The organism is Bradyrhizobium sp. UFLA06-06 (assembly GCF_054820065.1).
Map to the genome: position 1 here is coordinate 1 of NZ_JADFUD010000076.1, position 23,320 is coordinate 23,320.

The window sequence follows — 23,320 nt, forward strand, 5'->3', positions numbered from 1 at the left end:
TACAAAAGTTTCGTCAACACATCATTGCGCTTTCCCGGATGATGGCCGCTCAGCCCTGGGAGGGGTCGATTTAGGTGTGCGCATTGTGTGAGATGCGCTCGTGCTGCGCTTGTCCCGAACGTCGCAGCGAGGATATTCGTAAGAGACACCCACATCGCGCCTTGGGCGCGCTAAGAGCTTGGCGTCCAATGGCGAAAAAGGTCGGAGTACTTTCCCCTCCCGAGTCTCAGGCCGACACGGCTCACCGACGGCTCGAGGAGATGATCGTGACACTGCAGCTGCCGCCCGGCAGTCACTGGTCTGAGGAGGGATTGGCAGAGGAGATCGGCATCGGCCGCACACCGGTGCGCGAAGCGGTGAAACGCCTTCAGGCGGACCGTCTCGTGACCATTTTGCCCCGGCACGGCTTGATGATCACCGAGATAAATGTTCATGAGCAGTTGTTGGCGATCGAGCTGCGGCGTGAACTCGAGATTTTCATTTCGATAAGGGCGGCTCGCCGCATCCTTGCAAGCGACCGGGAGCGCCTTCTCGCTGCTGCCGACGAAATCGAAGGCGCGGGCAAGCAGGGCAACCTCGAAAAATACTTGCGTGAGGTCTTTAAGGCGAACGGTCTTATCGCGGCGGCTGCCGGCAACCCATTCGCAACCCGCTCAATCTCGCCGCTTCACGCGATGTCGCGGAGATTCTACTACAGGTACGAAAGCGACCTGCAGAACCTCGGCGCAATGGGCGTCCTTCATGCGGCGCGAGCACGCGCGGTTTCGCGGCATGACGAGCAAGGTGCACTCGTTGCGGTTACCGCTCTGATGGAGCAGATCGAAAATTACACACGACAGATATTCGAGATCAGCGTCGGGTCGGGCAGATGATCGGAATCCCCGGTCTCGTCGAGACCGGGGAAACTTCTTAACCGGCTTGTCCCCGAACCGCGCTTGTCTGACCGGGATCGACGAAGAAGCTTGCATCCATCAGCTTCAGTTCGTCCGCGACTTGCCAGGGGGCGAACTCCATCTGCTCGAGCACATCGCGCCGAACGTCGATACCTGGCGCCACTTCCGTCAGCACCAGTCCCTCCGGAGCAACTTCGAACACCGCTCGCTCGGTGATCACCAGCGCGGTTTGGCCGCGCTTGACGCCGTCGGTGACCGCGTAGGTGATGTGCTCCACCTGCTTCGCGAACTTGCGAACCTTGCCTTCCTTGACGATGCTCAGTTTCCCGCCGCCGAAACCGACATCGAGCCCACCGGTGGTGAAGGTTCCGGTAAAGACCAAACGCTTGGCGCTTTGCGCGATGTCGATAAAGCCGCCCGCGCCCGGATTGGCGGCGCCGAACTTCGATACGTTGACTCGGCCGCGCTGGTCGAACTGAGCGAAGGCGAGTGCCGCAAAGTTGCACAACCCTCCATCGATGGCGTCGAACTGATAGACGCCGTCGAGGATCGCATCGGGATTCAGATTCGCGGAAAACTGCCATCCCGACATGACAATCCCGCCGTAGGATCCGTGCTCGGTGGTAAACCAATAGTCCTTGAGCTCGTCGCCGTGAAGCAGCCCCTGCTCCGCCATGACGAGCGGCACATCGGCCGCTGCCCCGAAGCCAAAAATGGAAAGTTCGCGTTTCCGCACTTCCTTCGCTGCCCGCGATGCGACGACCTTGTCGGCGGACGACGGGATCGGAGGGAGTTGAGACAGCGCCCTGCGCTCACCGCCGAAGTAGGCCGGGTCGAATTCGACGTCGGTCGTCATCATCATCTTGGGGTCGACGACGACTGCATCGACAAACATGCCTGGGATCCGAACCTCGGATGCGGCTCTCCGGCCGTGAGGCACGGTTCGCCGCACTTGCGCTACGACGCGGCCGCCATGGGCCTTGGCTGCCAGCACCAGCGCAATATTCGAGGACACCAGCGCCTCGTTCTCGAAAGACAGATTTCCGAACTCGTCTGAGGTCGATGCGTAGATGAACACGGTGTCCAACTTCCATGCCGGATAGAATAGATACGGCTTTCCGTCGAATTCGATTTTTCTCACGAGATTGTCTCGTGCTCTTTCCGTGAACCGGCCGCCGCCATTGTCGGGATCGATGTAGGTGCCGATCCCGATTTCGGTCATGTAACCTGGGCTGCGACGAGCTATCTCGCGTAGCCAATGCATGGTCGCTCCGATCGGCCAGGAGTAGGCTTCGATCCTGTTCTCACGGATGAGACGCATGAGCTCGGGTCGCTTTCCCGTCTTGGGGTCGACAGGATTGATGTATGAACCGCTCACCATGCGCTTCATCAATCCTTCCTGCGCTACGTGGTCCATGCCCTTGATGCCCTGAGCGTCGCCGGTCCCGACCGGGAAGTAGAAGGTCAGGTTTTTCGGGCTGCCTGTATTGCGGAATTTGTCGCCAAGGGCCTTCAAAAGAGTATCGGGCGTTACCCAACCGATCACACCAACGCAACCGACCGAGGATCCGTCCTGAATGGATGCAACTGCCGTCGCGGCATCAACGATTTTATTCACGACTTCACCGTAAAGCGTTCAAAGGTTTTTTGGGAACTTGGCGTTTCGCAGTTCGATGCGAACTCCCGGGACGAGACTTCGTCCAGGCGCTCGGCGTCCGCCATGATGAAGCGGTCGAAGAAGCGCTTCGTCGACGCGACGGCTTCGGGCGGCACTTTGGAAAGACCGACGGCAATCTCCGTTGCCAGAGAAAGCGCGGCGCCCGGCTCGGCGACGTCATCGACCAAGCCAATCCTCGCCGCCTCGATCGTGTCGATCGGTGCCGCGCCCCACGTGAGACGGCGCGCCCGCACCGGGCCGACCCGAGTCAGGAGCGCCGTAAGCCCCCACGGCGGCAGCCAGCCGTTCGGGGCTTCCGGCAGATGCCATCGTGCGTTCGACGCAGCCACCACGATGTCGCACGATGCCGCAAGGATCATTCCGCCTCCGAGAGCGTATCCTTCGACGGCCGCGATGACCGGCTTGGCGCGGTAGCCTATCGCGCGCGCGAACGTTGCGGTTTCGGCCTCGTGCTTGCACATATCCGCGATAGAGAGGCCTGCCAGCTCCTTGAGGTCGCTGCCGGCGCAGAATGCGGGCGGAGCGCCCGTCAGCACAACTGCGCTGATCGCGTCATTGCGCTCTGAATCGGCCAGGGCAGCGTTCAGATCCCGCATGAGCTGCGAGCCCAACGCATTGCGGCGCTCCGCGCGATTGATGGTAACGATGGCGATCGGACCTTGATTGTCTAGCTTGATCATCTGTTCACGATCCTGTTAATCGAGGCGCGCGCCGTCGGCGTTCACCGCTGCCCTCACTTGCTGCCCGTCAATGTGCCTCGGCGCGATTCCGTCGCGCACCGCAATCACCGCTGCATGACCGATCGCATGACCGTAGGAGAAGCACTGAGCCGTGACGCGTGCTGAAGCGACTGCTTCGTGCTCCGCCGAGAGGCAGCGGCCGGCAACCAGCAACCCCTCCCCGCGCTCCGGCACGAAGCACCCGTACGGCACTTCGTAGTAGTTGTTCAGAAGCCACTCGACGCGAGGCTTGACGCCCGAGTGCAGTTCGATCGGCCAAGGCGAGACCGCAATGCCGTCCGATGACTTGGCGCCTTTGACGACGTCTTCGTTTGAAAGCCTCTTTACACCGGAGACCTGACGGGTCTGGCGCACGCCGACCTGGACGCCCGTATCGTTCAGAAAGGCGGCTTCGCATCCCACGAGATGATCGCGAAAGAAACGAGCGTATTCTCGCGCCTGAAGCCTTCCCTCGATTTCGGCGTCGGTAAAATCCTGATGGAAAAGCGTGTTGAGCTCACGCCCGTCCGGCCCGATCACACGCGTGCAATTGCACAGCAACTCGTTGGGTCGGGTGGTGGGGAATAGCCAGATTTTGGCGCGCGGCAGCCGGTATTCACCCGCATTGTGCTTTGCGCGGATCATGTCGGATATCTTTTCCGGCATGATGGTGTCGGCGCCGTATTCTGTGACGAAACGATCGATATCGACACCCATCATTCGAAAGATCATCGTCGGGTTCTGAACCCTGCCGTTGTCGCCGATGAAGCTGGGCAAGCCGGCCATTGCGACGACATCAGCATCTCCGCTCGCATCGACGACGACCTTGGCGCGCGCATCGAGGGGTCCCTGTTTCGTCCAAATGACCACCCCCCCGATCCTGTCGCCCTCCATGCTCACGTCGCTAGCGACAGCATGGAACACGACGCGTACTCCGGCTTCCCGCAGCATCGCGTCTGCTTCCTCGCGCCAAACCAAGGGGTCGTGGACCCGCGCCCAAGTCTTTCCGTAGAGCAGCGGATCGCCAAGCCCGCCTTTGGCTTCCAATCGGCGGCAAAATTCGTCGGCAAAACCAAACACAACCTGCTTCGGTTTAGCGTTGATCGCTTCGGTCGCCTCGTACAGACCGCACACCGTGCCCGACAGCCCGGCCACAGCGCCGCCGCCGCAAAAGCCATACCGCTCCACGAGCGTGACTTTCAGACCCCTTCGAGCGGCGGTTACAGCGGCCGCAACTCCTGCGGCTCCCCCTCCGACGACGAGCACATCGCTATCGACACGGTTAGACCCACGGGCGTCCAATTGTATTCTCCCTGTGATATCTTAGTGGTGTATTACAATTATTTCAATGCACGTTTGTTTGCAAGCGCCTTCGGGCGAAAAATTTGCCCGCGATCGCGCGGCAGATTTGCGAGTGAAAAGTTAGCTGCTTGGAGACCGCAGCGGCGACTGCGGGCTGGAGGCGACGAGAGGGGTGAAGTTGACTTGGCGGTCCCTGCGAACGACGCGACCGGCGTGCTCGCCACAGCGAGCGGTCGGCTCGTCAGGCACGGGATCAGGACACAGGCCATGCCGCAGCCGCTATTCGGTAGTGGCGAATGCCTGCTGCGCAGCGAGACTGCTGCTATCCGGCTGTTCAACAGCGGGTGCCGTCAATACGACGATAGCGCGCGCATACTCGGTTGTTACTGAGGTATCTCGTCCACTGACGATACAGTTTTCGCGATCACGGCGTCCGAAGCCGTGCCGTCAGGCGTAACGCATCGCAGAAGATCGTGGTTTGGCGTGCAAAATCGTACGCATGGTAGCGGGGGAGGGACGCGCTGCCAGGTCCAAAACCGAAGCGAAATCCTGAGCTTTTCCAGCACGTTGTCCGGAATGTGGTAGCGGATTTGATGGTGTTACATCCCACGGGAATGTCTCACCCGGCCCGCCCCCCGGAAAGGCCTACGCGTGGCTCGTCCTTCCTACCTCGCCCGGCGCGGCGATGGACGCTATTTCCTGCAGATTCGGCTGGGGAAACAGGCCGCTCAGCTCTTTGGGCTCCCCCTCCTTCGTGTCAGCCTCAGGACCGGGAATTTTGATGAGGCTAGGCGGCGGCTGATGGACAATCTCGGATGGGCGCAGGAGCTGATCGCGGCTCCCGACCTGGAGGCGTTGGGGACCATCCTCGATGCGCGGCTGCACGCCTATGTCGAGCATGGCGTGCCGGCGAACGAGCGGCTGCTGGCCGAGCGCTGCGCGTTCGAACATGAGGTCAGGCGCTATCTCGGCCGGGCGCAGGACCGCGGCTATGCCTACCCGCAGCGTTTCCCTCGGATGCCGAGCACCTGGGTCGACTTCGTCAACCAGAACAAGGCGGCCGAAAGCGAGATCGCCCGCCTAAACGTTCGGCGTGCCTATGAAAACGGCCGGCATGACGCGGCCGAGGCGGTCAAGGAAGGCTGGACGGCGCCCGCCGCCCCGGCGGTCGCACAACCGTTCGATCCCATCGCGATGATCGATCGCCTCGTGCAGGACGCAGTCGCCCAAAGGCTTCCGTTGCTTCCGGCGCAGAAGGTGGGCTCGATCTCGCCGGTCTCCGAGCCCGCGGTATGTGCCCCCACCGGGGAGGCCGCCGAAGACAATTCCTGCCGGATGTCCGACGTGCTCGCGGAATTTCTCAAACCGCTGGACCGCAAGCGGAAACACACCGCGAAGGGCCGCGGAGAAGCTGAACCCGTCATCCAGTTCGCCATCGATTTCCTGGACAACCCGCGGATGGATGAACTGACCGATGCCAAATGGAAGCAACTCGACGAGGCGCTGCCGGATATCCCCAATCGCGATAACATTCCACGCCGGTTCGCGAAGACGCTTTTCCAGCGCTACAAATATGCGGAAGAGACGAAGTGGTCGCAGCTCGAGCGCGTGACGACCACCACCATCAAGAGCCGGTACTGGGCCGGGCTCTATAAGTTCGTCGACTTCGCCATCGCGGAAAAGCATTACTGCGGACCGCGTCCCAAGTTCGTGTGCATCGATCCCGAAAATTTGGCGCCGCTGCCGCGCGATGCCTTCGACGATGACGAGCTGCTGACGCTGTTGCGCCTGCCGCTCTTCACCGGCTGCAAGAATCGCGTGCACGTCTGGCAGCCCGGCCGGTACTTCGTGCAATCGCACATCTACTGGGGTTTCTTGATCTGCATCCTCACCGGCATGAGGCCCGGCGAGGTCGGCCAGCTCAAATGCGCCGATATCCGAACCGATGGCGAGTTCTACTATTTCGACTTGCGCCCGTTCGATGCTCGCCATGGCCGCGTCGCGGTGAAGGATCTGCGCAATCTGAAGACGAACGCTGCCGGGCGGGTCATTCCGATCCATCCGCTTCTCATCGAGTTGGGGCTGCTGGATCGAATGCAGGATCTGATGGACAAGCAAGAGGAACGGCTCTTCCCGGAATGGGACGCCTATACTCGCAAAGACGGTACGATCCGCTGGTCGCAGCCGCTGAGCAAGGCATGGCAGTACGTGAAGACGAAACTGAAACTCAATCGCGCGGACCTTACCCTCTATTCGACGCGGCACCTCATGGCCGATTGGCTCGACAATGATGCGATCGCACAACGCACGCGCGACCGCATTCTCGGACATGCCAGCGACGTTCGAGGGCGGTATGGCCGCAAAGGCATTCTTGATCCGCAGATCGCGGCGAAGATCGAAGCCCTAGAACCGCAGGTGATCAAGCAGATGAGGGAGATCTTGCTCGCCGCCAAAAACCGAGCCGATGCCGGCGAGCTCACAATGCTGAAGACGTACTGAGTCAGAGTTCGTTGGACTGTTCTGAATGGCGCGCCACTCAGAACAAAACTGCGAACTCGTATGTAATTGAAATTACTGTGTAATTCAGCCATACATTGCTTAAGGGTTGAGCCTATCTTCAATAGGACAAGCGCGCCGGCTGGAAGGACATTGGGCCAAGAGAAAGCGAGTGGCCTCAAGTGCCGTCATGCAGCCGAGACCGGCGTGACAGCCTGCCGATAGACGCCGCCCCCCACGTCGCCAGCCGCAAAGAGGCCTGGCCTGAGCGTCGCAAATCGCTGAGAGCTACGCTCGCCTGCGCTGATGATCGGAGGAACGAGAATACGTTTTGCTCCTTCAAACAGGTTTTTTGCGCTCGAGCGCATTGGTGGCGCGCCGCAACGGCTCTAGGTAAACTGGCGATATTGACGATCGTCGAGAGCGGGAGACAAGGCAATGATACGGGATGAGAAGCTCCAACGGATCATCGAACGCGCTATTCAATCAGCTTTCGTTGATTTTCCAGACGCGGGAAACGGGACGGTGTGGCCGAAAACTTACAAAGAGCCCAACGAATGCAAGACTATCGCAACAGCCGTCCTCGCCGCTCTCGAAAGTGCAGGCTACAGAATTTCGCTCGATGCAAACTGAGGCATCAAGGTAAGCCACCTAAGCCTCGATCAGGCCGCGCTCATAGCAGGCTTTATAGTAAGGAAAAACGACCGCCGGATCGGGCCTGTGGAGACGACGGTGCTTTCCGGGATAGTGCAGCCGCCACAGAACATCGCGAATGATATTAAGTCGCGCATGTTCCTTGTCGCCGGCCCGGACCACGGACACGCTCAACTCCAGCACGGTTGTACCAACTGCGATTGAACAGCACGATCTCTCCTGCCGCGGGCAAGTGCGAAACGTGACGCTGGAAGTACCATGAACACCGCTCCCGATTGCTCGGCGGCCCCAGCGCTACGATGCGGGTATCACGCGGGCTTAGATGTTCGACAATCGACTTGATCGTGCCATCCTTGCCGGCGGCGTCGCGACCTTCGACGATGCCAAGGATTCGCTGGCCGCGCTCAATCACGCTGCGCTGCAGCTTGACGAGCTCGATTTGCAGCCGGACCAGCAGCGCGTGATACCTATGGCGACTCAAATGTTGCGGAAGCGGTGGCCGGTTCTTCATGGTTCGATCCCTCCTAGTCGCCTCACTATCCAGGGTTGTCATGCCGACACGACGCTGTCCATCATTTGCGGCCCTCCGACCAGCGGTCACGTCACACTTGTCGGATCCTGTCGCACCGCGAAACTGATGTTGTGCTTGCACTTCGACACCCGTCAACATGACCGTATGAATGAATCGCAGCGTTCTTGCTCGGTGCCTCGTCCGCAAATCCGCCCGGGTTTCGGTCGTCTGGATTGACATTTGCATGGGCACGTTCAACTTGGCCATACTTCCCGAGGGGACCACCGGATAAGGGCCTGTCAGACGCTGCCGCGGATTGGAGCTTGCGTTGATTACGCTGAAGGTTCTTCACACGACGACCTATCGATTCAACGAACACGTGCACCTGTTGCCGCACCGCTTGATGCTTCGTCCGCGCGAAAGCCGCGAGCTTCGTTTGATTTCGAGCAACGTCACGGTGACGCCGCATGCGGCCTTGACCTGGGCGCACGATGTGTTTGGCAATGCAATCGCGACGGCCACGTTTCAGATGACAGCCTCCAACCTGGTGATCGCCAGCGTCGCGGAGCTTCAGCTCGACGCGGTTGCATGGCCGGTGTTCGATATCGCTGTCTCGGCCATGTCTTACCCATTCCGCTATTCTGATGACGATTGGACCGATCTCGGCGCCCTGGCTCTCCCCCAGTTCTCGGACACGGCGGGGGTCCTACGAAGTTGGGCACAAATGTTCGTTCGAGGAAGTCGGACTGATACGCTGTCGCTGCTAAAGGACCTGAGCGTCGGCGTTTCGGAAGCTGTCCGGTACCAGAGCCGTGAGGATGAGGGTACCCAAACGCCGGTAGAAACGTTAAATCGTGGCTGGGGGTCATGCCGGGATTTCGCGATGCTGTTTACCGAAGCAGCACGCATGCTCGGGTTCGGAGCCAGGATCGTCTCCGGCTATCTTTACAATCCAGAGCAACAGAGCGTCGGATCGAGCAATGCGGGATCAACCCATGCGTGGGCCGAGGTCTTCGTACCGGGCGCCGGCTGGATCACTTTCGACCCGACGAATCGCAGCCTCGGCGGCCTCAATCTGATCCCAGTCGCGGTCGCGCGCGACATCCGGCAGACGATTCCAGTGTCCGGCAGCTTCGTCGGCAGCATCGGCGCCTTCGCCGGGATGTCCGTAGAAGTTCTTGTCACATCATAGATCGACGCATTGGACCTTCGGCAACCTTTCTGATCAGTCGTTCAGCTTCAAGGCCCTCACGTTTTCTAGAAGGGACTTCAGGCGCCCGCTCATGATGGGCATCGCCTGTTGCGCCTACTCGTCAGTGGGGCTTGGGCCAAAGAGTGACATTGCGATCAGTGATGCCGTCCTAATCTGATGGCAAATTCCCTTTCGTTAAATTTTCTTGAATGAGCAATTTTGACCATGAGCTCGCGCCGCGTTGCGGCACAATACTTCTCACCGCCCTGCTCTCGGCATCCATCGATGATTGAGAGAATGTTTGCGAGGAGCGCAGCTATAGCCAAATGATTCCCGCTAACGGCAACACCCGCTGAAGGATCGCCGCTAGGCAGAATGGAATTGGGCGATTGGCATAACCTGTCGACAGACTTTCAGGGCTGTCGCTGACCCACGTCAATCCACACGAAACAAACAAATCGGCGATAGCTGGAACTCTTGTCGGCTTTGCCCTGTTCATTCTTTGTCCGATTCCGGACGCATAAGAATTGGTGGATACTATGAAAAGAATTCTATTAGCGACAGTCTCTGTTCTCGCATTCGCTTCTCCGTCGTTCGCGGCGGAGACTGGCAAAACCGTTGGCCAATCGCCCTCCTCGTTCTACCTGGCTCAGGATACTGCGACCATGAAGTGTCAGATCGTCGAGAGCCAGCCTGCTGCCGGCGGCAGCATGAAGGTTGTCGGCGCCGCTCACACGACAAAGGCCTCGGCAGAAGCGGCTTTGAAGGCGGACAAAACTTGCGCCAAGTAATCGGTTAAGTCGCGGCGCGAGTACAAAGGCGGCTCTGCGAGTTCGCTAGAACCACGAATCCTCGGATCCGCCCCCACCAGCGCCTCGAGCGCCCTGGGTCGAGGTTCTTTATCGGCCAGCGGCACGCAATCGACTTGCCGCTAGAGATGCTCCAAATTCGAGAGGATACGACCATGAACCAGCAGACAATGAAATACGCGATTGCGGTCGCACTCTTCGGTGCGGCGACGCTCGCCTCGGTGCTGCCTTCGGGGGCAGCTCCGATCTCGCCGAGCACGACTCTTCCGACAGAAGCGGCTTCGTCGTCCGCAGTGACAGAAGTCTACTACCGACGCCACTACCGCGGTCGCGGCTACTACGGCGCTCCGGGGGCCGCAATTGGTCTTGGCATCCTGGGTGCCGCGGCTGGAGCCGCCGCCTACGGGGCCTACGGAGCCTACGGGCCAGGCTACGCGCCGGGCTACTATGCGCCAGATTACTACGGCGGCCCGTATCCCTATCGCCGCCAATACTACGCCCCGTATTGAGGGCACGAGCGACGCTGTTTGGGCGTGGCAACCTCTGTCACAGACCATTCCCACTCAACACGCGCTCGAGCGCGCACTGGATCGCGATGGCGCGGCTGCGCCCTTGTGATCCGGTCAACTGCATCGGCCCCTCCTATCCGGGGTCGCCTGCGGACTCTTGCAGGAGGTCGACGACTCGCAAGACAGACAAAACTTGAGACCCAATATCCACAAGGTCCCACCAAAGGAGTCGGACAATGTCGATCGGACTTATCCTCATCATCCTCCTCATCATCTTCCTGCTTGGTGGCTTCAGCGGCCGCTTCGGCGGCTACGGCTACGGCTATGGCCACGGTGGGATGGGGGTCATCGGTACCATCCTGGTCATCCTCGTCGTATTGCTACTTCTGGGTCGGCTCTGACCCTCGCAGGGTCGGCTGTGTCGACCGGGCGCCTCCCAAAATATCCTTTCCCCGCGTACCGGGTCCCAACGAGCTCGACCAGCTGAAGCCGACAATGCCCGCCGATGAAGGGGTGTTTGTGCCTGCCTCGGTCCTGCTGCAGCGGCTGCACGACGAGGCACCGGCAAGATCGCTTTACCCTGGGCTGGCTGATGGGTCGCCTACACAAGCGCTCCTTCGGCCCTATTATGCCGCTGCTCGCTGTGGTCGCTATTGCACCGGATGTCTCGATCGTAGCCGGCCTGCTACTCATGATCCCCGCGTCCCAGATGATCGCGGTCTTCGGTCTAATCACGGGGGCGACCAACCAGGGCGGAGCTATGCACTTCCCAAAATCCAGTAACGGTGGGGTGAGTCCTGACTGGTTTGGTAACAATTCTCACCCGCCACCCGGCTGCAATGCAAAGTGCTGATTTTGAGATATTGCACAAGGCGTCCTCACGGAAATCCGTGAAACGGCGAGAATTCATCACGCTTCTCGGCGGCCGCTTTTTACTGATTCCTGCAAAAAAGGCCCAAGCATCTCTGCCGGGCCTTCGTTATTGTTGAGCTCTGAACGAGTAGGACTTAAAAATCCATACCACCCATGCCGCCACCTTGAGGCATGCCGCCACCGCCGGCGTTCTTCTTTGGCAATTCGGCCACCATGGCTTCGGTAGTGATCAGGAGCGCCGCAACAGAAGCCGCATTCTGAATCGCCACACGAACGACCTTGGTCGGGTCGATGATGCCCTTGGTGACCAGGTTGCCGTACTCGCCGGACTGGGAGTCAAAGCCGTAGCCATACTGATCCTTCTCCAGGATCTTGCCGACGATAACGGAGCCGTCCTCGCCAGCGTTGATCGCGATCTGGCGGGCCGGCGCAGACAGCGCCTTGCGCACGATCTCGACGCCGGTCTTCTGGTCATCGTTCTTGGTGCGCAGCCCCTTGAGATGCTCGGAAGCACGCAGCAGGGCGACGCCGCCGCCCGGCAGGATGCCTTCCTCGACGGCCGCGCGGGTCGCATGCATCGCGTCATCAACGCGATCCTTGCGCTCCTTCACCTCGACCTCGGTCGCGCCGCCGACGCGGATCACCGCGACGCCGCCCGCGAGTTTGGCAAGACGCTCCTGCAGCTTTTCACGGTCATAGTCCGAGGAGGTCTCCTCGATCTGCGCCTTGATCTGCGCCACCCGCGCCTCTATGTCGGCCTTCTTACCGGCGCCGCTGACGATGGTGGTGTTCTCCTTGTCGATCATCACCTTCTTGGCGCGACCGAGCATGTTGAGCGTGACGTTCTCGAGCTTGATGCCCAGATCTTCCGAGATCGCCTGGCCGCCGGTCAGGATCGCGATGTCCTGCAGCATGGCCTTGCGGCGATCGCCGAAGCCCGGAGCCTTCACGGCCGCGACCTTCAGACCGCCGCGGAGGCGGTTCACGACCAGGGTCGCGAGCGCTTCGCCCTCGACGTCTTCCGCGATAATCACAAGCGGCTTGCCACTCTGGACGACGGCTTCCAGCAGCGGAAGCAGTTCATTCAACTGAGATAGCTTCTTTTCGTGGATGAGGACGTAGGCGTCTTCCATTTCGGCGCGCATTTTGTCGGCGTTGGTGACGAAGTACGGCGAGATGTAGCCGCGGTCGAATTGCATCCCTTCGACGACCTCGAGTTCGGTCTCGAGCGACTTGGCTTCTTCAACCGTGATGACGCCCTCGTTGCCGACCTTCTTCATGGCGTCGGAGAGGAACTTGCCGATCTCCGCGTCGCCGTTGGCCGAGATGGTGCCGACCTGGGCGATCTCCTCGTTCGAGGTGACCTTCTTGGAGTTCTTCACGAGATCGGCGACCCCGGCTTCCACCGCGAGGTCGATACCGCGCTTCAGGTCCATCGGGTTCATACCGGCGGCAACCGCCTTCGCGCCTTCACGGACGATCGCAGCCGCGAGCACGGTCGCGGTGGTGGTGCCATCGCCAGCTGCATCTGCCGATTTGGAGGCAACTTCTCGCACCATCTGCGCGCCCATGTTCTCGAACTTGTCCTCAAGCTCGATCTCCTTGGCGACGGTGACGCCGTCCTTGGTGATGCGGGGAGCGCCGAACGACTTGTCGAGCACGACGTTCCGGCCCTTGGGCCCCAGCGTGACCTTAACCGCATTGTTGAGAATTTCAACACCGCGCAACATCCTGTCGCGGGCGTCGACGCCGAACTTAACTTCTTTGGCCGACATAATGATCTCCGTTTTCAACTGGTCAGATCCAAGGACCGTGCGACTGGACGAGCCCTTAAGTGGCGGGACTTGAATTTGCAGGCCTCGTCCTTCGAGACGCGGGCTGCAGGGACGGCTCAGGATAAGGAAAATTGGCTGGCGTCTATGCGACCTTCTTCTTGGCGGCGGGCAGCTCAGTGAGAACGCCCATAATGTCGCTTTCCTTCATGATCAGTAGTTCCTGACCATCGAGCTTGACCTCGGTGCCTGACCACTTGCCGAACAGGACGCGGTCGCCAACCTTGAGATCGATGGGAATCAGTTTGCCGGATTCATCTCGGCCGCCTGGGCCAACCGCCGTGATCTCGCCCTGCGAAGGTTTTTCCTTGGCAGTGTCCGGAATGATGATGCCACCAGCGGTTTTGTCTTCGGCCTCAATGCGCTTGACCACAACGCGGTCGTGAAGCGGACGGAATTTCATGCTGTCCTCCTGTTTTCTTGTTGTTGTTGCTTTGGACGAAATGGCAGTCGTGGCCAGCGAGTGCTAATCAGCACATAAGCCGCCGCAAGGGGACGTACAAGACCGTCCCGAAACGATATTCTGCTCAGAGCAACACGAAATAGCTGCCAAGACCGCGGCGGCTAAGGATCCGGTGAAGGCCAGCTGTGTGGTGCGAAAGTCGTTGGACGCCGCATCATCAGATTTAAGAAAGCTTCCCATCGCGCAGGGGCATTGCGTTGTTCTCGACGTGCGCCAGAATGCGCCGGACGTCGGTCGCTTCTTGTGCAGCCATTCAGCGGTGCTTGTCGAGATCGAGTGGTGCGTCACTCACGAGGCGCGTCGGCATCAATGCGCTGAGCGTCAGCCAAATCGACCGGGTCGATGGAAATCCTCTCCACCGTTGAAGTGCGCGGCGGCGCCGCCGGCACCGTGATCATAGTGGCAACCCGGCGAAACGCCTCGAACGACAATCCTTCGATCATCTCCTCATCGGTGATGACCTCGTAGGCACCCGGAGGCAAGAGGCGGTCGACGCCCTTGATCCGGAAGGGATGCTTGAAGGTGACCGTTTCGCGTCGGGAGCGCATGGTCATGATCGGCTATCCTTCAGAAACGGCTTTGCATCGGCGCGATAGTGAAGCAATCCGTTTACAGTGCTCTTTGTGCCGAGATTAGCTAACTCTTTATCATGAGATGGCTGCGAAGTCACCAAACACAAGGCAATACACATCGCGGATTTGTTATAGATGCCGGCGGACGAAATGCTTGCTGATGCCAAGTGAAAAAATGCGAGTTGGCGATCGGCAAGCATCGCGACTCGGAGAGAAGAAATGCTATCTCGCAAATCTACCAGCCGAGATAGACTTGCAGCGGTCGGCTACAACCGTCATGGCGCGATGGGACGGTTCTGGCACGGTCTTCATCGTCACGCTCTTATGACGATGGTTGCTTACGCCTTCTTGCAGCACTTCCGCATTGCCAAGACGGGGCGCAAAAATGAAACGACGGCCACCACCTCAGCCCAACCTGCCAGCCGCGCGTCCCGCCATCGTCGCTCTCATTCTTCAGCCATCAGATCCGCGATACGGGTACTGCAGAACACAGGTCAGCGAAGAGCAAGGCGTGAACAAATCTGCCAAAGTCGTGTTAACGCCCACCCGAAGCACCTTTATGATCATGCAGGAAACGGGCGATCCGCGTCTTCAACACGGTGGCGTCGTGCGATTTGCCCGAGGCCGCGTGCTCGAAGAGCCTGCGCTGGACGTCAGTAGGCAGATCATTCCATTCGCTGACAAGGGCGGCACCCAGACATTCCAGGACTCTGCGCTCCACATCGCGCAAATCGCTGGCTTCATAGGGTAAAGGCCACGCCAACTCCTGCGCTCCGCCTTCCTCGTCCCAACGGTCGAGAGCGGTTGCCATTTCTTCTCCCGACCTTGGCCTTCGACCTTTCTTTTTGACCATTCTATATAGTCGCATATATCGGCATTAAGCGCCATTCGCTCGATCGCGGGGCGATCCGAAGCGCCAATCCTTCCAGTACCGAGAATGCCGCGGCCGCGGAACTCGGTAGTTCGCCCATCGGTTATTGCAGCGGTTTGTTCGCGCGGCGTACAGACTCAAGGCTCACCATGGATGTGATCGTTACACCGGCAGAGGGAGGCACGGTTTGGCAGCTGACGGACCTGCTCGGCCGCTCGATGGGGCGCATCACGGCAAGCGCTCCACGTCAGTTCATGATCCATCCGGAGGGCCACGCATCGGAAACTATGGCCGGCATACAGCAAGGGCCGCACGCCTCGCTCGACGCCGCACTGGCTGAGATCGAGAGGCACACCCGGGGCGTCTGCCGTCGAAATCCTGGCGAAGATCAGCTTTAGACAGCGCCCAACAATCCAGATCGTCGGCAGAGTATCCTATATTTACTGCGGGAAGATCTATATGTTTTACAGGTAACGCCCGCCCAGATTGCCTGATGACGGGACCGTCAGTTCCGGTAGAAGGAATTGTGGATTTTCGCGCGAGGACCGAGCGAATGTGGGCTCCGGCGGATGTCACCGCCGATCATTGCGTTGCCGTGTTCGCCGAGATCTTTTGGCGGCTCGGCTCGACGCAACCCTGACAGTGCGGAGGGAACCCGCTTGAGCCGCTTGGTCATCGTCTCCAACCGTGTCGCCTTGCCGGCAGAAGCTGCGCAGCGCAGCGGCGGGCTCGTGACCGGCCTCGTCGACGCTCTGCATCAGGCTGGAGGCTTATGGTTCGGGTGGAGTGGCAAGCTTGGAGAAACAACAAAAGAGCCGAACGTTTTTGAGACCGAGGGAGTGACGTACGCTACCGTCGATCTTACCCGCGCGGACCATGACGGCTACTACAGCGGCTTCTCCAACGCGGCACTGTGGCCCTTATTCCACTATCGCCTTGACCTCATGAACTTTACCCGCCGGGACTTGGCCGCCTATCGACGGGTGAACGCCGTGCTCGCCGACGCCCTCGCGCCCCTGCTCAGCCCGAGTGACCTCGTCTGGGTGCATGACTACCATCTGATCCCGATGGCCGAGGAACTTCGCCGCGCCCGCGCCACACAGCGGATCGGGTTTTTCTTGCATACGCCGTTTCCGTCTTTGGGGGTGCTGGCGACCCTTCCTCACTACGGCGACCTGCTGAAATCACTGTGCGCTTACGATCTCGTCGGCTTCCAGACGGTGGAGGATTTGACCGCCTTCCATGACGCCATCCTTCGCCGTGCAGGAGGCACGATTTCGTCCGATGGCCACGTTCACGCTTTCGATCGGGTTCTGCGCGCCGGCGCCTTCCCGATTGGTATCGATACTGAAGCGATCGCCGAAATGGCTAGTCGCGCTGTGAAATCCCGAACGGCCCGCCGGCTGCAGGAGAGTCTCCGGGGGCGCAAGCTCATCATTGGGGTGGACCGGCTGGATTACAGTAAGGGTCTCGAGCACCGGTTCAAAGCGTTCGCCGCCTTTCTCGAGGGCTATCCCGCATACCGCAACCACGTCCGCTTGCTGCAGATCGCCACCGCAACGCGCAGCGACGTTCCTGAATACCGTGCGTTGCGACAGAGGCTTGGTGCGCTGGCGGGCGACGTGGCCGGTCGCTACGCGGAACTCGATTGGGCGCCGATCCAGTATTTGAACAGGAGCTTCTCGCAGCGTTCGCTCGCTGGCTTCTTTCGGCTCAGCCGCGTCGCTCTTGTCACTCCGTTGCGCGACGGAATGAACCTGGTTGCCAAGGAGTATGTCGCTGCACAGAACCCCGATGACCCTGGCGTGCTCGTTCTCTCGCCCTTTTGCCGGCGCGGCCTACGAACTCGACACTGCCGTGATCGCCAACCCGTATGACCCCGACGCCGTCGCCGAAGCATTGCAGACAGCGCTGGGGATGCCACTTGGGGAGCGATGCGATCGTTGGCGGGCCATGATGGTGGTACTACGCCGCAATAGCATTGCGGCGTGGCGCGAGAGTTTCCTCGGGGCACTCAGCAGCTAACTGTGGATGTCGTTCGGGACGTGGCATCGGTGCAGCAGGTCGCGATAATCTCGTTCGTCAACGAGGCCGCCCAGTCCGCCGATAAGGTGTTACTTCGAAATCATCTCCGGGGCGGAAATGATCCACGGGTGACGGGACTACCTGCATCCGCTTGATCGTCCCGCCGAACCAGAAAGACCAAAGGCGAATCGCCTGCAGCATTCTCCGTTTTCGCGTCAACGTAGTACACTTCTTCTTCTGGCTTGGCGCGACGCACCCTGATCGGCGACTTCCCATTCCAAAGCGGCCTGTGTCCGACCATCATTCGCTTCAAATCATCTTGCAGCCAGTCCTCCTTGCCGAGTTCTCTGGCCTGACGAATCGTCGCAGCTCTGAACGCCAGAATGGGCTGACCGTCGATCTCCAAAACGAAGACGGTCGGCGGCGGCGCCTCGGCTTTCGCTGGTATAGTCATCCGGATCACTCCTTCCTCTGCTGGCCGACGCGGCCTTGCGAACCCGGCGTCGCGGCCAGCGCAGGACGCCTCGTCGCCTTTGTAGCTACTGCCCGCCTGATTCAGATTCACGGATTTTCGGCAACAGAGATCAGGCAACAGCCGTCGATGGTAGTACTAGCTTCCTCCCGTGGCCCGTAGACCCTTCTCAACTGTGGATGCAACAAATGACCAATGAGCAAACCCATAAGTCCACCTCAGTCCAGAAGACCAGGAGCGGCTGCGAGAACTCCGGACTCAAAAGCCAGCCCGCAACTTACCCAAGCTCGCACTGACGCCGGGCGCGATGCTTGCTGACCGGGTCGCTGAACAGTTGGTTCTTGGTGCTTCATCATCATCCAAAGCGTCCTTCTTGGCATTTGGATCATGCTGAACATGATAGCATTCATCAGACATTGGGACCCTTTTCCCTTCATTTTGCTGAACTTGGTTCTTTCCTTCCAGGCGGCTTACGCAGCGCCCATCATCATGATGAGCCAAAACCGCCAATCTGAGATTTGAGCTGCTGCCGGTTTGATGGACACCGAGATCAGGTGTTTCATGAAGCCGGAGGTGGGCGATGAAGAGACGGAAGTTCAGTCGCGAGTTCAAGGTCGAGGCGGTTAAGCTGGTGCGGGAGCGCGGGGTATCGGTGGCGCAAGCCGGCCGGGACCTGGATGTTCATGAGAATGTTCTGCGCAAGTGGGTGAAGGAGCTTGGCGCCGATCCGGTACAGGCCTTTCCCGGTCATGGGCAGATGAAGCCCGAGCAGCACGAGATCGAGCGGTTGCGCCGTGAGGTCGCTAAGCTGAAGGCCGAGCGGGATATCCTAAAAAAGGCCGCAGCTTTCTTCGCGAAGGAAGCGACATGAAGTTCGTCTTCATCGCGAAGCACCGGGCGATCTGGCCGGTGAACTCAAAACGGGATTTGGGAGCAAGGTCAAGGCCGCTGCCATTATAAACGTTCGTGCCCTTCTCTCGTCCATAACGGTACCTACCCTCTGCCGGCCGAGCGAGCTCGAGCCAGGCCTGCGCGACCTGAATCCAACGCTGCCGTTGGAAACCATCGGCGTTGACGGCCTCCTTCATCGCCGCCTCAGCCTGATTTTGAGGATCGATGTCGCCGCCCATGCGGGAGATATCGTACCAGCAGTGCGTAAACGATAGATGGCGATCGCTCCGTAGGAATCCGGGGGACTGTGTTTGGATGGAGGTGACGCCCAGCTCGTGATCCCTAATCCTTGGGGAGCGCGACACCAGTCATCTCGCCCACACGGGTGATGAGCTGATCCTGGAATCCACGATCGGCTGCCTCGCGCGCCGGCTCCTCCTGCTTGTCATTCGGCCTGCAATATTGGCTCTGACGCAAGTTTGGTGCAGCGCCGACTATTCTGAACGAATTAGTCTGGCTTGAAGCAGATCGATTTTGCCGCGGCCGTACATTTTGACGTCGGACGAGCTTGAGGCGCGTGATCTGACCTTCAGTCTGGCCGTTGGACCATGGTGAAGTGATTGCCGCCCGTACCGCCGCCTCATCCTTCGCGACGCCGCTGGAGAACGAGGCGACGAGACTGGCGCTGGCGCGGGCGCGCTCGATCCATGGGATGAGGCCCGCCTCGGTCTTGCGTCGGATCATCAGGTGGAATTCGGCGATGATCTCGCGTGCCTCGACCAGGGTTGGTACACCAGCTTCGATCGCCGAGACCGTGACGGCCTCCGCTTTCGTGAGCAAGTCTCGGCCGATGGTCATCAGGCGCGCGATGGTTCTCGCCGACGGAATCCTTTCAACTGAGGCGGCCTTACTTGCCCAAGGTTCTCTCAAGAGACGCCAGCCTATCGAGCTGACCGGCTAAACCCCGCAAAGTTCGGGCGATGTTCTTGAGGACGGCGGCGCGATCCTCGGAAGGGCTAGCCTGACGGGACAGTGTAGAATAGTGGTCCGCAGCTTCCTGGCACAGTGCAACGCTGATCATCATTGCCCTCGGATTTATGTTCCGGCCATGGCATCCTTGCAGGCATGGCAGATCAAAACTGAGCAAAATTGATCAAGGCACCACAAATGGTTTGGCAACTGCATTCCAGTTCCTCAGATCTGGCCAAATTCAAAACAGGCCACTCCCAGAATCAAATTAGGCCACGGAGATAGGCCAGCCGCCCGGCCCATAGGAACCTTCCAGAAAACGAGAAACAAAGGCCACGCGCGTGAACGAGAGGCTACCGGCTGGTGCCGCCTCTCTGCGCTAGTAGTCTATGTCGGAGCGCGCAGACCGGGTGAATCCAGCCATTTAACCGAGGTCTCGATCCGGCTTGCGATCAGTAAAAGTTCGTTGCGTCGACCGCCATGAGCCATACCCTCAGCCTGCTTGCGCAAGTCAATTGCCTCGTCCTCTAAGCGGTATTGAAATATCGATGATTGCTTGAACATGGGTGCTCCCTGTTCGGTTAGGCGGGAGCGCAACTGGGGTTCTCAGCACCGATAGAAGCCATGCGCCGGACGGTGATGGGTGTTGTTAACACTTGTGGCAGACCAGGTCTGAGCAATTTTGACCATCCGCTTGCGCGGACTCGGCGACCGGCCGGCGCGCCCCATAAGAGTACGAGTCGGTTAGAACGGCCCGCCAGGCGACGAGAATTTAGTGGTGGCTTGCCTTCAATATGCCGAGGCGTCCGACGCCGGCGGCCTTAAGCGGGCCTCCGCAGGAGGAACCACTGCGCAACGCTTTCGTTGTGTGCTCTCCCAACAGCAAAGGACACGATCATGGACCGCGAACATGTGAAGGGCGCTGCCGACAAGGCAAAAGGCGCCATCAAAGAAGGTGCCGGTAAGCTCACTGGCGACAAGGACATGGAAGCCGAAGGCAAGATCGACAAGGCCAAGGGATCTGCCCACAATGCGGCGGGAGATGTGAAGGATGCAGCGCGGGACGCCCCTGACGCCCTCAAGAAATAAGCAGAAGAGAAGACAAAAACTAGCCGCCTCCGGGCGGCCCTCTCTTTTCTGGTGGGGAGACGGCTTCTTGGATCTTTTGATTCCGAAATGGCGCGAGGCTTGGAAAGGCCCGTCCTCGCCCCGAACCTCAATTTTCGTGTGCGCCGGCCGTTCGCTGCTCTTCCTTACTGAGGTTATCAGCCACCAAGCGTGAGGGAGCGTTTGCATCCTGTAGGAACAGCTAGTCAATGCTTGCGTTGGCCGCTACGAGCTCTGCTCAGGAAGATTCGTATGCGGAGAGAGCGTTGGATGGTGATCGGCGCTTGGTCGTCAATTGCTTTGATGGCGAGTATCTGCACGCAGATCCTTTCAAACGCCTCGATTGACCTGCAAGGTGTGCCGATATCCGATCCGTCTCTGCTTATGGTCTCGGAGAACAGCCCGTATATGCGGAATGAGCGCTAGGCCGCTCTAACGCTGCTGGTACGCCCTAAGCGTACGGTGGCACGTTCACTAGCGTACCTATCAGGCGCAGAAGAGCCTGGTGCTCGGGTCCTTTCGGCTCCCTTCGCAAGAAATCGCCGAGTTCAATGTGTGTCAGTCGGCCGCCAGAAGGCGCATTTGGCTGATGAATGATGAAAGCATGGCCATTGGCCGGCTCGCGTCCCAGAAATCAAGCGTCGCCGTTGGTACTACGATATAGCTCACGTCGTTCGTTCATCTGACGCTCCTTGTGGGCTAAAGCTTCAAAATTCATCTGGCCGGTTTCCCCGCTCGCAGATCGAGGCGGCGGAGAAACGCCTGCGTATCAGCTAAGCCCGACTCCTCTGCTTACCTCGCGGGCTTCTCCTGGCGCGAGTCCAACAGTCAGGCCGAGCGCTGCAGCTTGCTCCGGGGCGGTGCCCCCGCGATCGATTAGTTTGGCGGTCCATCCCTCCGGGATGGCATCCAAGACGAGCTGAACGGCCTCTTCTTCCGTACCGGCTGCTAACCAAAACCGGCACTCGCCATCGTCAGTAGTGACCTGCAGAAGATGCGCTTCCATGCATGTGAACAGCCAAAGCCATACTTTGTTGCTATCCCCTACTCGCGCCGCGCGTCCTAGGTATCAAACGCCATCCGGAACTGCCCCCTTTGCGTCATGAAGAACTGCCCCCACCATCTGGGTTATGATCTCGGTTGAAGGTTGTTTCCGCCGGTGACGGGCCGGAGGGAGGCGGAGCCGACCGGAGGGCCGTCACCGGCGGGCGGCGGCTGGATGAGGCCGCTCTTTCGCTTGGCGCGGAGCCGGTAACTATCGCCGCGGATCGTCAGCACGTGGCTGTGATGCAAGAGCCGGTCGAGGATCGCGGTGGCGACCACGGGACCGGCGAACACGGTGCCCCATTCGGCAACACTGCGGTTCGAGGTGATCAGCATGGCGCCAGTTTCATAGCGCCGGCTGACCAGTTGGAAGAAGAGATGTGCCGCGTCGGGTTCCAGCGGCAGATAGCCGAGCTCGTCGACGATCAGCAGCTTTGGCTTCGACAGCGCGAGCAGTTTCTCGTCCAGACGCCGTTCGCCATGTGCCTTGGCAAGGCCCGCGACCAGCGTCGTCGCGGTTGTGAACTGCACCGTGTAACCGGCCAGGATCGCCTCTCGCCCGAGCGCGATCGACAGGTGCGTCTTACCGACGCCCGGTGGGCCGAGCAGCAGCACGTTCTCACCGTTGGCGATCCAACGTGACGCGGGCAGGTCGCGGATCTGTTTCGGATCGATCGACGGCTGCGCCTCGAAGTCGAAGCCCGCAAGCTCCTTCACGGCCGGGAAGTGTGCAAGTTTTAGTGCCATCTCGATACGGCGATGATCCTTGCGCGCAATCTCGCGCTCGCACAGCAGGATCAGTGTCTCACGCGCCGACAGGTTCGCGCGCGCCGCCTCGTCGAGCAGGCTGTCGAGCTGATCGCAGATGCCGGAGAGCTGCAGTCGCGCCAGCATGGCATCGAGCGGATCGGTCGTTGCTTCCATTATCTTCTTTGCCGCGCCATCAGAAGCTTCCTCCGACCATGGCTTCGTATTCGGCAAGAGGGCGCAACAACGACGGCGGTGAGGACGGCGCCAGCACCGCCGCCGCGATCTCAGCCCGGCGGACCGCGCCAGGGCCGGACTGGATCCATGAGGTAAAGCACGACGGCCATCGGATGCTGGTCATCCGGGAAAACGAGCGCGTCCGGCTGCTCTCCCGCAACGGCAGCGACTGGACGAAGCGTTATCCCTGGATTGCTGAGGCCGCGCTGAGGAACCGCCAAAAGAGGTTTGTGATCGATGGCGAGGCCGTGATCCTTGGGGTGGACGGCATCAGCGACTTCAACGCGCTGCACAGCGGGCAACACGACCATAAGGTGCAGCCGCGCCTCTTGTCAGTTTATCGACCGACTGCGCGCGAGTGCGTCATGGGATAGACTGTGGCAAAGCCCCGATGCAAGTCGCGCGCAGGCAGGCCCGGAGTCTCGTGCACTGACAACTATTCGGCCTCAACCAT

The 23,320-nt window shown here is 59.9% G+C and carries 24 protein-coding genes and 3 pseudogenes; 15 read left to right on the forward strand and 12 right to left on the reverse strand.

Annotated elements, in window-relative coordinates:
* Positions 1-188: 188 nt before the first annotated feature.
* Positions 189-872, forward strand: coding sequence for a GntR family transcriptional regulator (locus IF803_RS37085; protein WP_461195627.1), 684 nt, complete (start codon positions 189-191; stop codon positions 870-872).
* A gap of 37 nt (positions 873-909) precedes the next feature.
* Here IF803_RS37085 and IF803_RS37090 read toward each other — a convergent pair whose 3' ends face one another.
* Genes IF803_RS37090 through IF803_RS37100 form a run of 3 tightly spaced genes read right to left on the reverse strand, consistent with a single transcriptional unit; the run spans position 910 to position 4,592 of the window.
* Positions 910-2,511 (reverse strand): acyl CoA:acetate/3-ketoacid CoA transferase, encoded by a 1,602-nt coding sequence (locus tag IF803_RS37090; RefSeq protein WP_461195628.1) that lies wholly within the window; start codon positions 2,509-2,511, stop codon positions 910-912.
* Complete coding sequence (locus IF803_RS37095; RefSeq protein WP_461195629.1) at positions 2,508-3,251, reverse strand: enoyl-CoA hydratase/isomerase family protein; 744 nt, start codon at positions 3,249-3,251, stop codon at positions 2,508-2,510. Before IF803_RS37095 ends, IF803_RS37090 begins: the two co-directional genes overlap by 4 nt.
* 15 nt (positions 3,252-3,266) lie before the next feature.
* Positions 3,267-4,592: an FAD-dependent oxidoreductase gene (locus tag IF803_RS37100; RefSeq protein ID WP_461195630.1), complete on the reverse strand. Its 1,326-nt coding sequence runs from the start codon at positions 4,590-4,592 to the stop codon at positions 3,267-3,269.
* 801 nt (positions 4,593-5,393) lie between these two features.
* Between IF803_RS37100 and IF803_RS37105 the strand changes: the two genes are divergently transcribed.
* Entirely contained in the window at positions 5,394-7,091 is a 1,698-nt protein-coding gene (locus IF803_RS37105) for a site-specific integrase (protein ID WP_304497098.1), read from the forward strand.
* A gap of 435 nt (positions 7,092-7,526) precedes the next feature.
* Positions 7,527-7,721, forward strand: a complete 195-nt coding sequence (locus IF803_RS37110; RefSeq protein WP_028338376.1) for a hypothetical protein — start codon at positions 7,527-7,529, stop codon at positions 7,719-7,721.
* 145 nt (positions 7,722-7,866) lie between these two features.
* On the opposite strand, the gene IF803_RS37115 is transcribed toward IF803_RS37110, so the two are convergent.
* Positions 7,867-8,253, reverse strand: coding sequence for a polyphosphate kinase 2 family protein (locus IF803_RS37115; protein WP_080686631.1), 387 nt, complete (start codon positions 8,251-8,253; stop codon positions 7,867-7,869).
* Positions 8,254-8,581: 328 nt separating this feature from the next.
* Between IF803_RS37115 and IF803_RS37120 the strand changes: the two genes are divergently transcribed.
* From IF803_RS37120 to IF803_RS37135, 4 genes are all read left to right on the forward strand, one after another.
* Complete coding sequence (locus IF803_RS37120) at positions 8,582-9,445, forward strand: transglutaminase family protein (RefSeq protein ID WP_018646273.1); 864 nt, start codon at positions 8,582-8,584, stop codon at positions 9,443-9,445.
* 964 nt (positions 9,446-10,409) lie between these two features.
* A complete protein-coding gene (locus tag IF803_RS37125; protein ID WP_245288602.1) occupies positions 10,410-10,763 on the forward strand; it encodes a hypothetical protein in 354 nt (117 codons plus the stop codon).
* A gap of 236 nt (positions 10,764-10,999) precedes the next feature.
* On the forward strand, positions 11,000-11,164 hold the full coding sequence (locus IF803_RS37130) for a DUF3309 family protein (protein WP_018646276.1): 165 nt from the start codon (positions 11,000-11,002) through the stop codon (positions 11,162-11,164).
* Between the two features lie 104 nt (positions 11,165-11,268).
* Positions 11,269-11,616, forward strand: a complete 348-nt coding sequence (locus IF803_RS37135; RefSeq protein ID WP_155258320.1) for an exopolysaccharide biosynthesis protein — start codon at positions 11,269-11,271, stop codon at positions 11,614-11,616.
* Between the two features lie 154 nt (positions 11,617-11,770).
* Here the strand turns inward: IF803_RS37135 and groL are convergent, their stop codons facing one another.
* The 3 genes from groL to IF803_RS37150 all read right to left on the reverse strand — a co-directional run bounded on the left by groL (position 11,771) and on the right by IF803_RS37150 (position 14,485).
* On the reverse strand, positions 11,771-13,411 hold the full coding sequence (gene groL, locus IF803_RS37140) for a chaperonin GroEL (protein ID WP_461195631.1): 1,641 nt from the start codon (positions 13,409-13,411) through the stop codon (positions 11,771-11,773).
* A gap of 142 nt (positions 13,412-13,553) precedes the next feature.
* The gene (locus IF803_RS37145) at positions 13,554-13,871 is read right to left on the reverse strand and encodes a co-chaperone GroES (protein ID WP_018648612.1); all 318 of its coding nucleotides are present in this window, start codon (positions 13,869-13,871) and stop codon (positions 13,554-13,556) included.
* A 344-nt stretch (positions 13,872-14,215) separates the two neighbouring features.
* The gene (locus IF803_RS37150) at positions 14,216-14,485 is read right to left on the reverse strand and encodes a hypothetical protein (RefSeq protein ID WP_028338371.1); all 270 of its coding nucleotides are present in this window, start codon (positions 14,483-14,485) and stop codon (positions 14,216-14,218) included.
* Positions 14,486-14,672: 187 nt separating this feature from the next.
* Here IF803_RS37150 and IF803_RS37155 point away from each other — a divergent pair.
* Positions 14,673-15,010 (forward strand): annotated as a pseudogene (locus IF803_RS37155) (IS701 family transposase); the annotation flags it as partial.
* Between the two features lie 28 nt (positions 15,011-15,038).
* On the opposite strand, the gene IF803_RS37160 reads toward IF803_RS37155, so the two are convergent.
* Positions 15,039-15,314, reverse strand: coding sequence for a hypothetical protein (locus IF803_RS37160; RefSeq protein ID WP_018648614.1), 276 nt, complete (start codon positions 15,312-15,314; stop codon positions 15,039-15,041).
* 209 nt (positions 15,315-15,523) lie between these two features.
* Between IF803_RS37160 and IF803_RS37165 the strand changes: the two genes are divergently transcribed.
* The 3 genes from IF803_RS37165 (at position 15,524) to IF803_RS37175 (ending at position 17,399) form a co-directional block, all read left to right on the forward strand.
* Positions 15,524-15,772 (forward strand): hypothetical protein, encoded by a 249-nt coding sequence (locus tag IF803_RS37165; RefSeq protein WP_018273528.1) that lies wholly within the window; start codon positions 15,524-15,526, stop codon positions 15,770-15,772.
* A 261-nt stretch (positions 15,773-16,033) separates the two neighbouring features.
* Positions 16,034-17,251: an alpha,alpha-trehalose-phosphate synthase (UDP-forming) gene (locus tag IF803_RS37170; protein WP_338132164.1), complete on the forward strand. Its 1,218-nt coding sequence runs from the start codon at positions 16,034-16,036 to the stop codon at positions 17,249-17,251.
* On the forward strand, positions 17,169-17,399 hold the full coding sequence (locus tag IF803_RS37175) for a trehalose-6-phosphate synthase (protein WP_338139886.1): 231 nt from the start codon (positions 17,169-17,171) through the stop codon (positions 17,397-17,399). Before IF803_RS37170 ends, IF803_RS37175 begins: the two co-directional genes overlap by 83 nt.
* A 100-nt stretch (positions 17,400-17,499) precedes the next feature.
* Here the strand turns inward: IF803_RS37175 and IF803_RS37180 are convergent, their stop codons facing one another.
* Positions 17,500-17,853, reverse strand: coding sequence for a hypothetical protein (locus tag IF803_RS37180; RefSeq protein ID WP_232208625.1), 354 nt, complete (start codon positions 17,851-17,853; stop codon positions 17,500-17,502).
* A gap of 405 nt (positions 17,854-18,258) precedes the next feature.
* On the opposite strand from IF803_RS37180, the gene IF803_RS37185 reads away from it, so the two are divergent.
* The gene (locus tag IF803_RS37185) at positions 18,259-18,393 is read left to right on the forward strand and encodes a DUF1003 domain-containing protein (protein ID WP_245288601.1); all 135 of its coding nucleotides are present in this window, start codon (positions 18,259-18,261) and stop codon (positions 18,391-18,393) included.
* Positions 18,394-18,451: 58 nt separating this feature from the next.
* A pseudogene (locus tag IF803_RS37190) lies at positions 18,452-18,783 on the forward strand (transposase); the annotation flags it as partial.
* 473 nt (positions 18,784-19,256) lie between these two features.
* Here IF803_RS37190 and IF803_RS37195 read toward each other — a convergent pair.
* Positions 19,257-19,659: pseudogene (locus IF803_RS37195) on the reverse strand (transposase); the annotation flags it as partial.
* A 459-nt stretch (positions 19,660-20,118) separates the two neighbouring features.
* Positions 20,119-20,295: a hypothetical protein gene (locus IF803_RS37200; protein WP_168388417.1), complete on the reverse strand. Its 177-nt coding sequence runs from the start codon at positions 20,293-20,295 to the stop codon at positions 20,119-20,121.
* A gap of 333 nt (positions 20,296-20,628) precedes the next feature.
* Between IF803_RS37200 and IF803_RS37205 the strand changes: the two genes are divergently transcribed.
* Positions 20,629-20,820 carry a CsbD family protein gene (locus IF803_RS37205; RefSeq protein WP_016844172.1) on the forward strand — a complete coding sequence of 64 codons (192 nt, stop codon included), beginning with the start codon at positions 20,629-20,631 and terminating at the stop codon, positions 20,818-20,820.
* Positions 20,821-21,966: 1,146 nt separating this feature from the next.
* Here IF803_RS37205 and istB read toward each other — a convergent pair.
* Positions 21,967-22,806, reverse strand: a complete 840-nt coding sequence (gene istB / locus IF803_RS37210; protein WP_304497099.1) for an IS21-like element helper ATPase IstB — start codon at positions 22,804-22,806, stop codon at positions 21,967-21,969.
* Between the two features lie 38 nt (positions 22,807-22,844).
* Between istB and IF803_RS37215 the strand changes: the two genes are divergently transcribed.
* Positions 22,845-23,240: an ATP-dependent DNA ligase gene (locus tag IF803_RS37215; RefSeq protein ID WP_240536845.1), complete on the forward strand. Its 396-nt coding sequence runs from the start codon at positions 22,845-22,847 to the stop codon at positions 23,238-23,240.
* Positions 23,241-23,320: the final 80 nt, after the last annotated feature.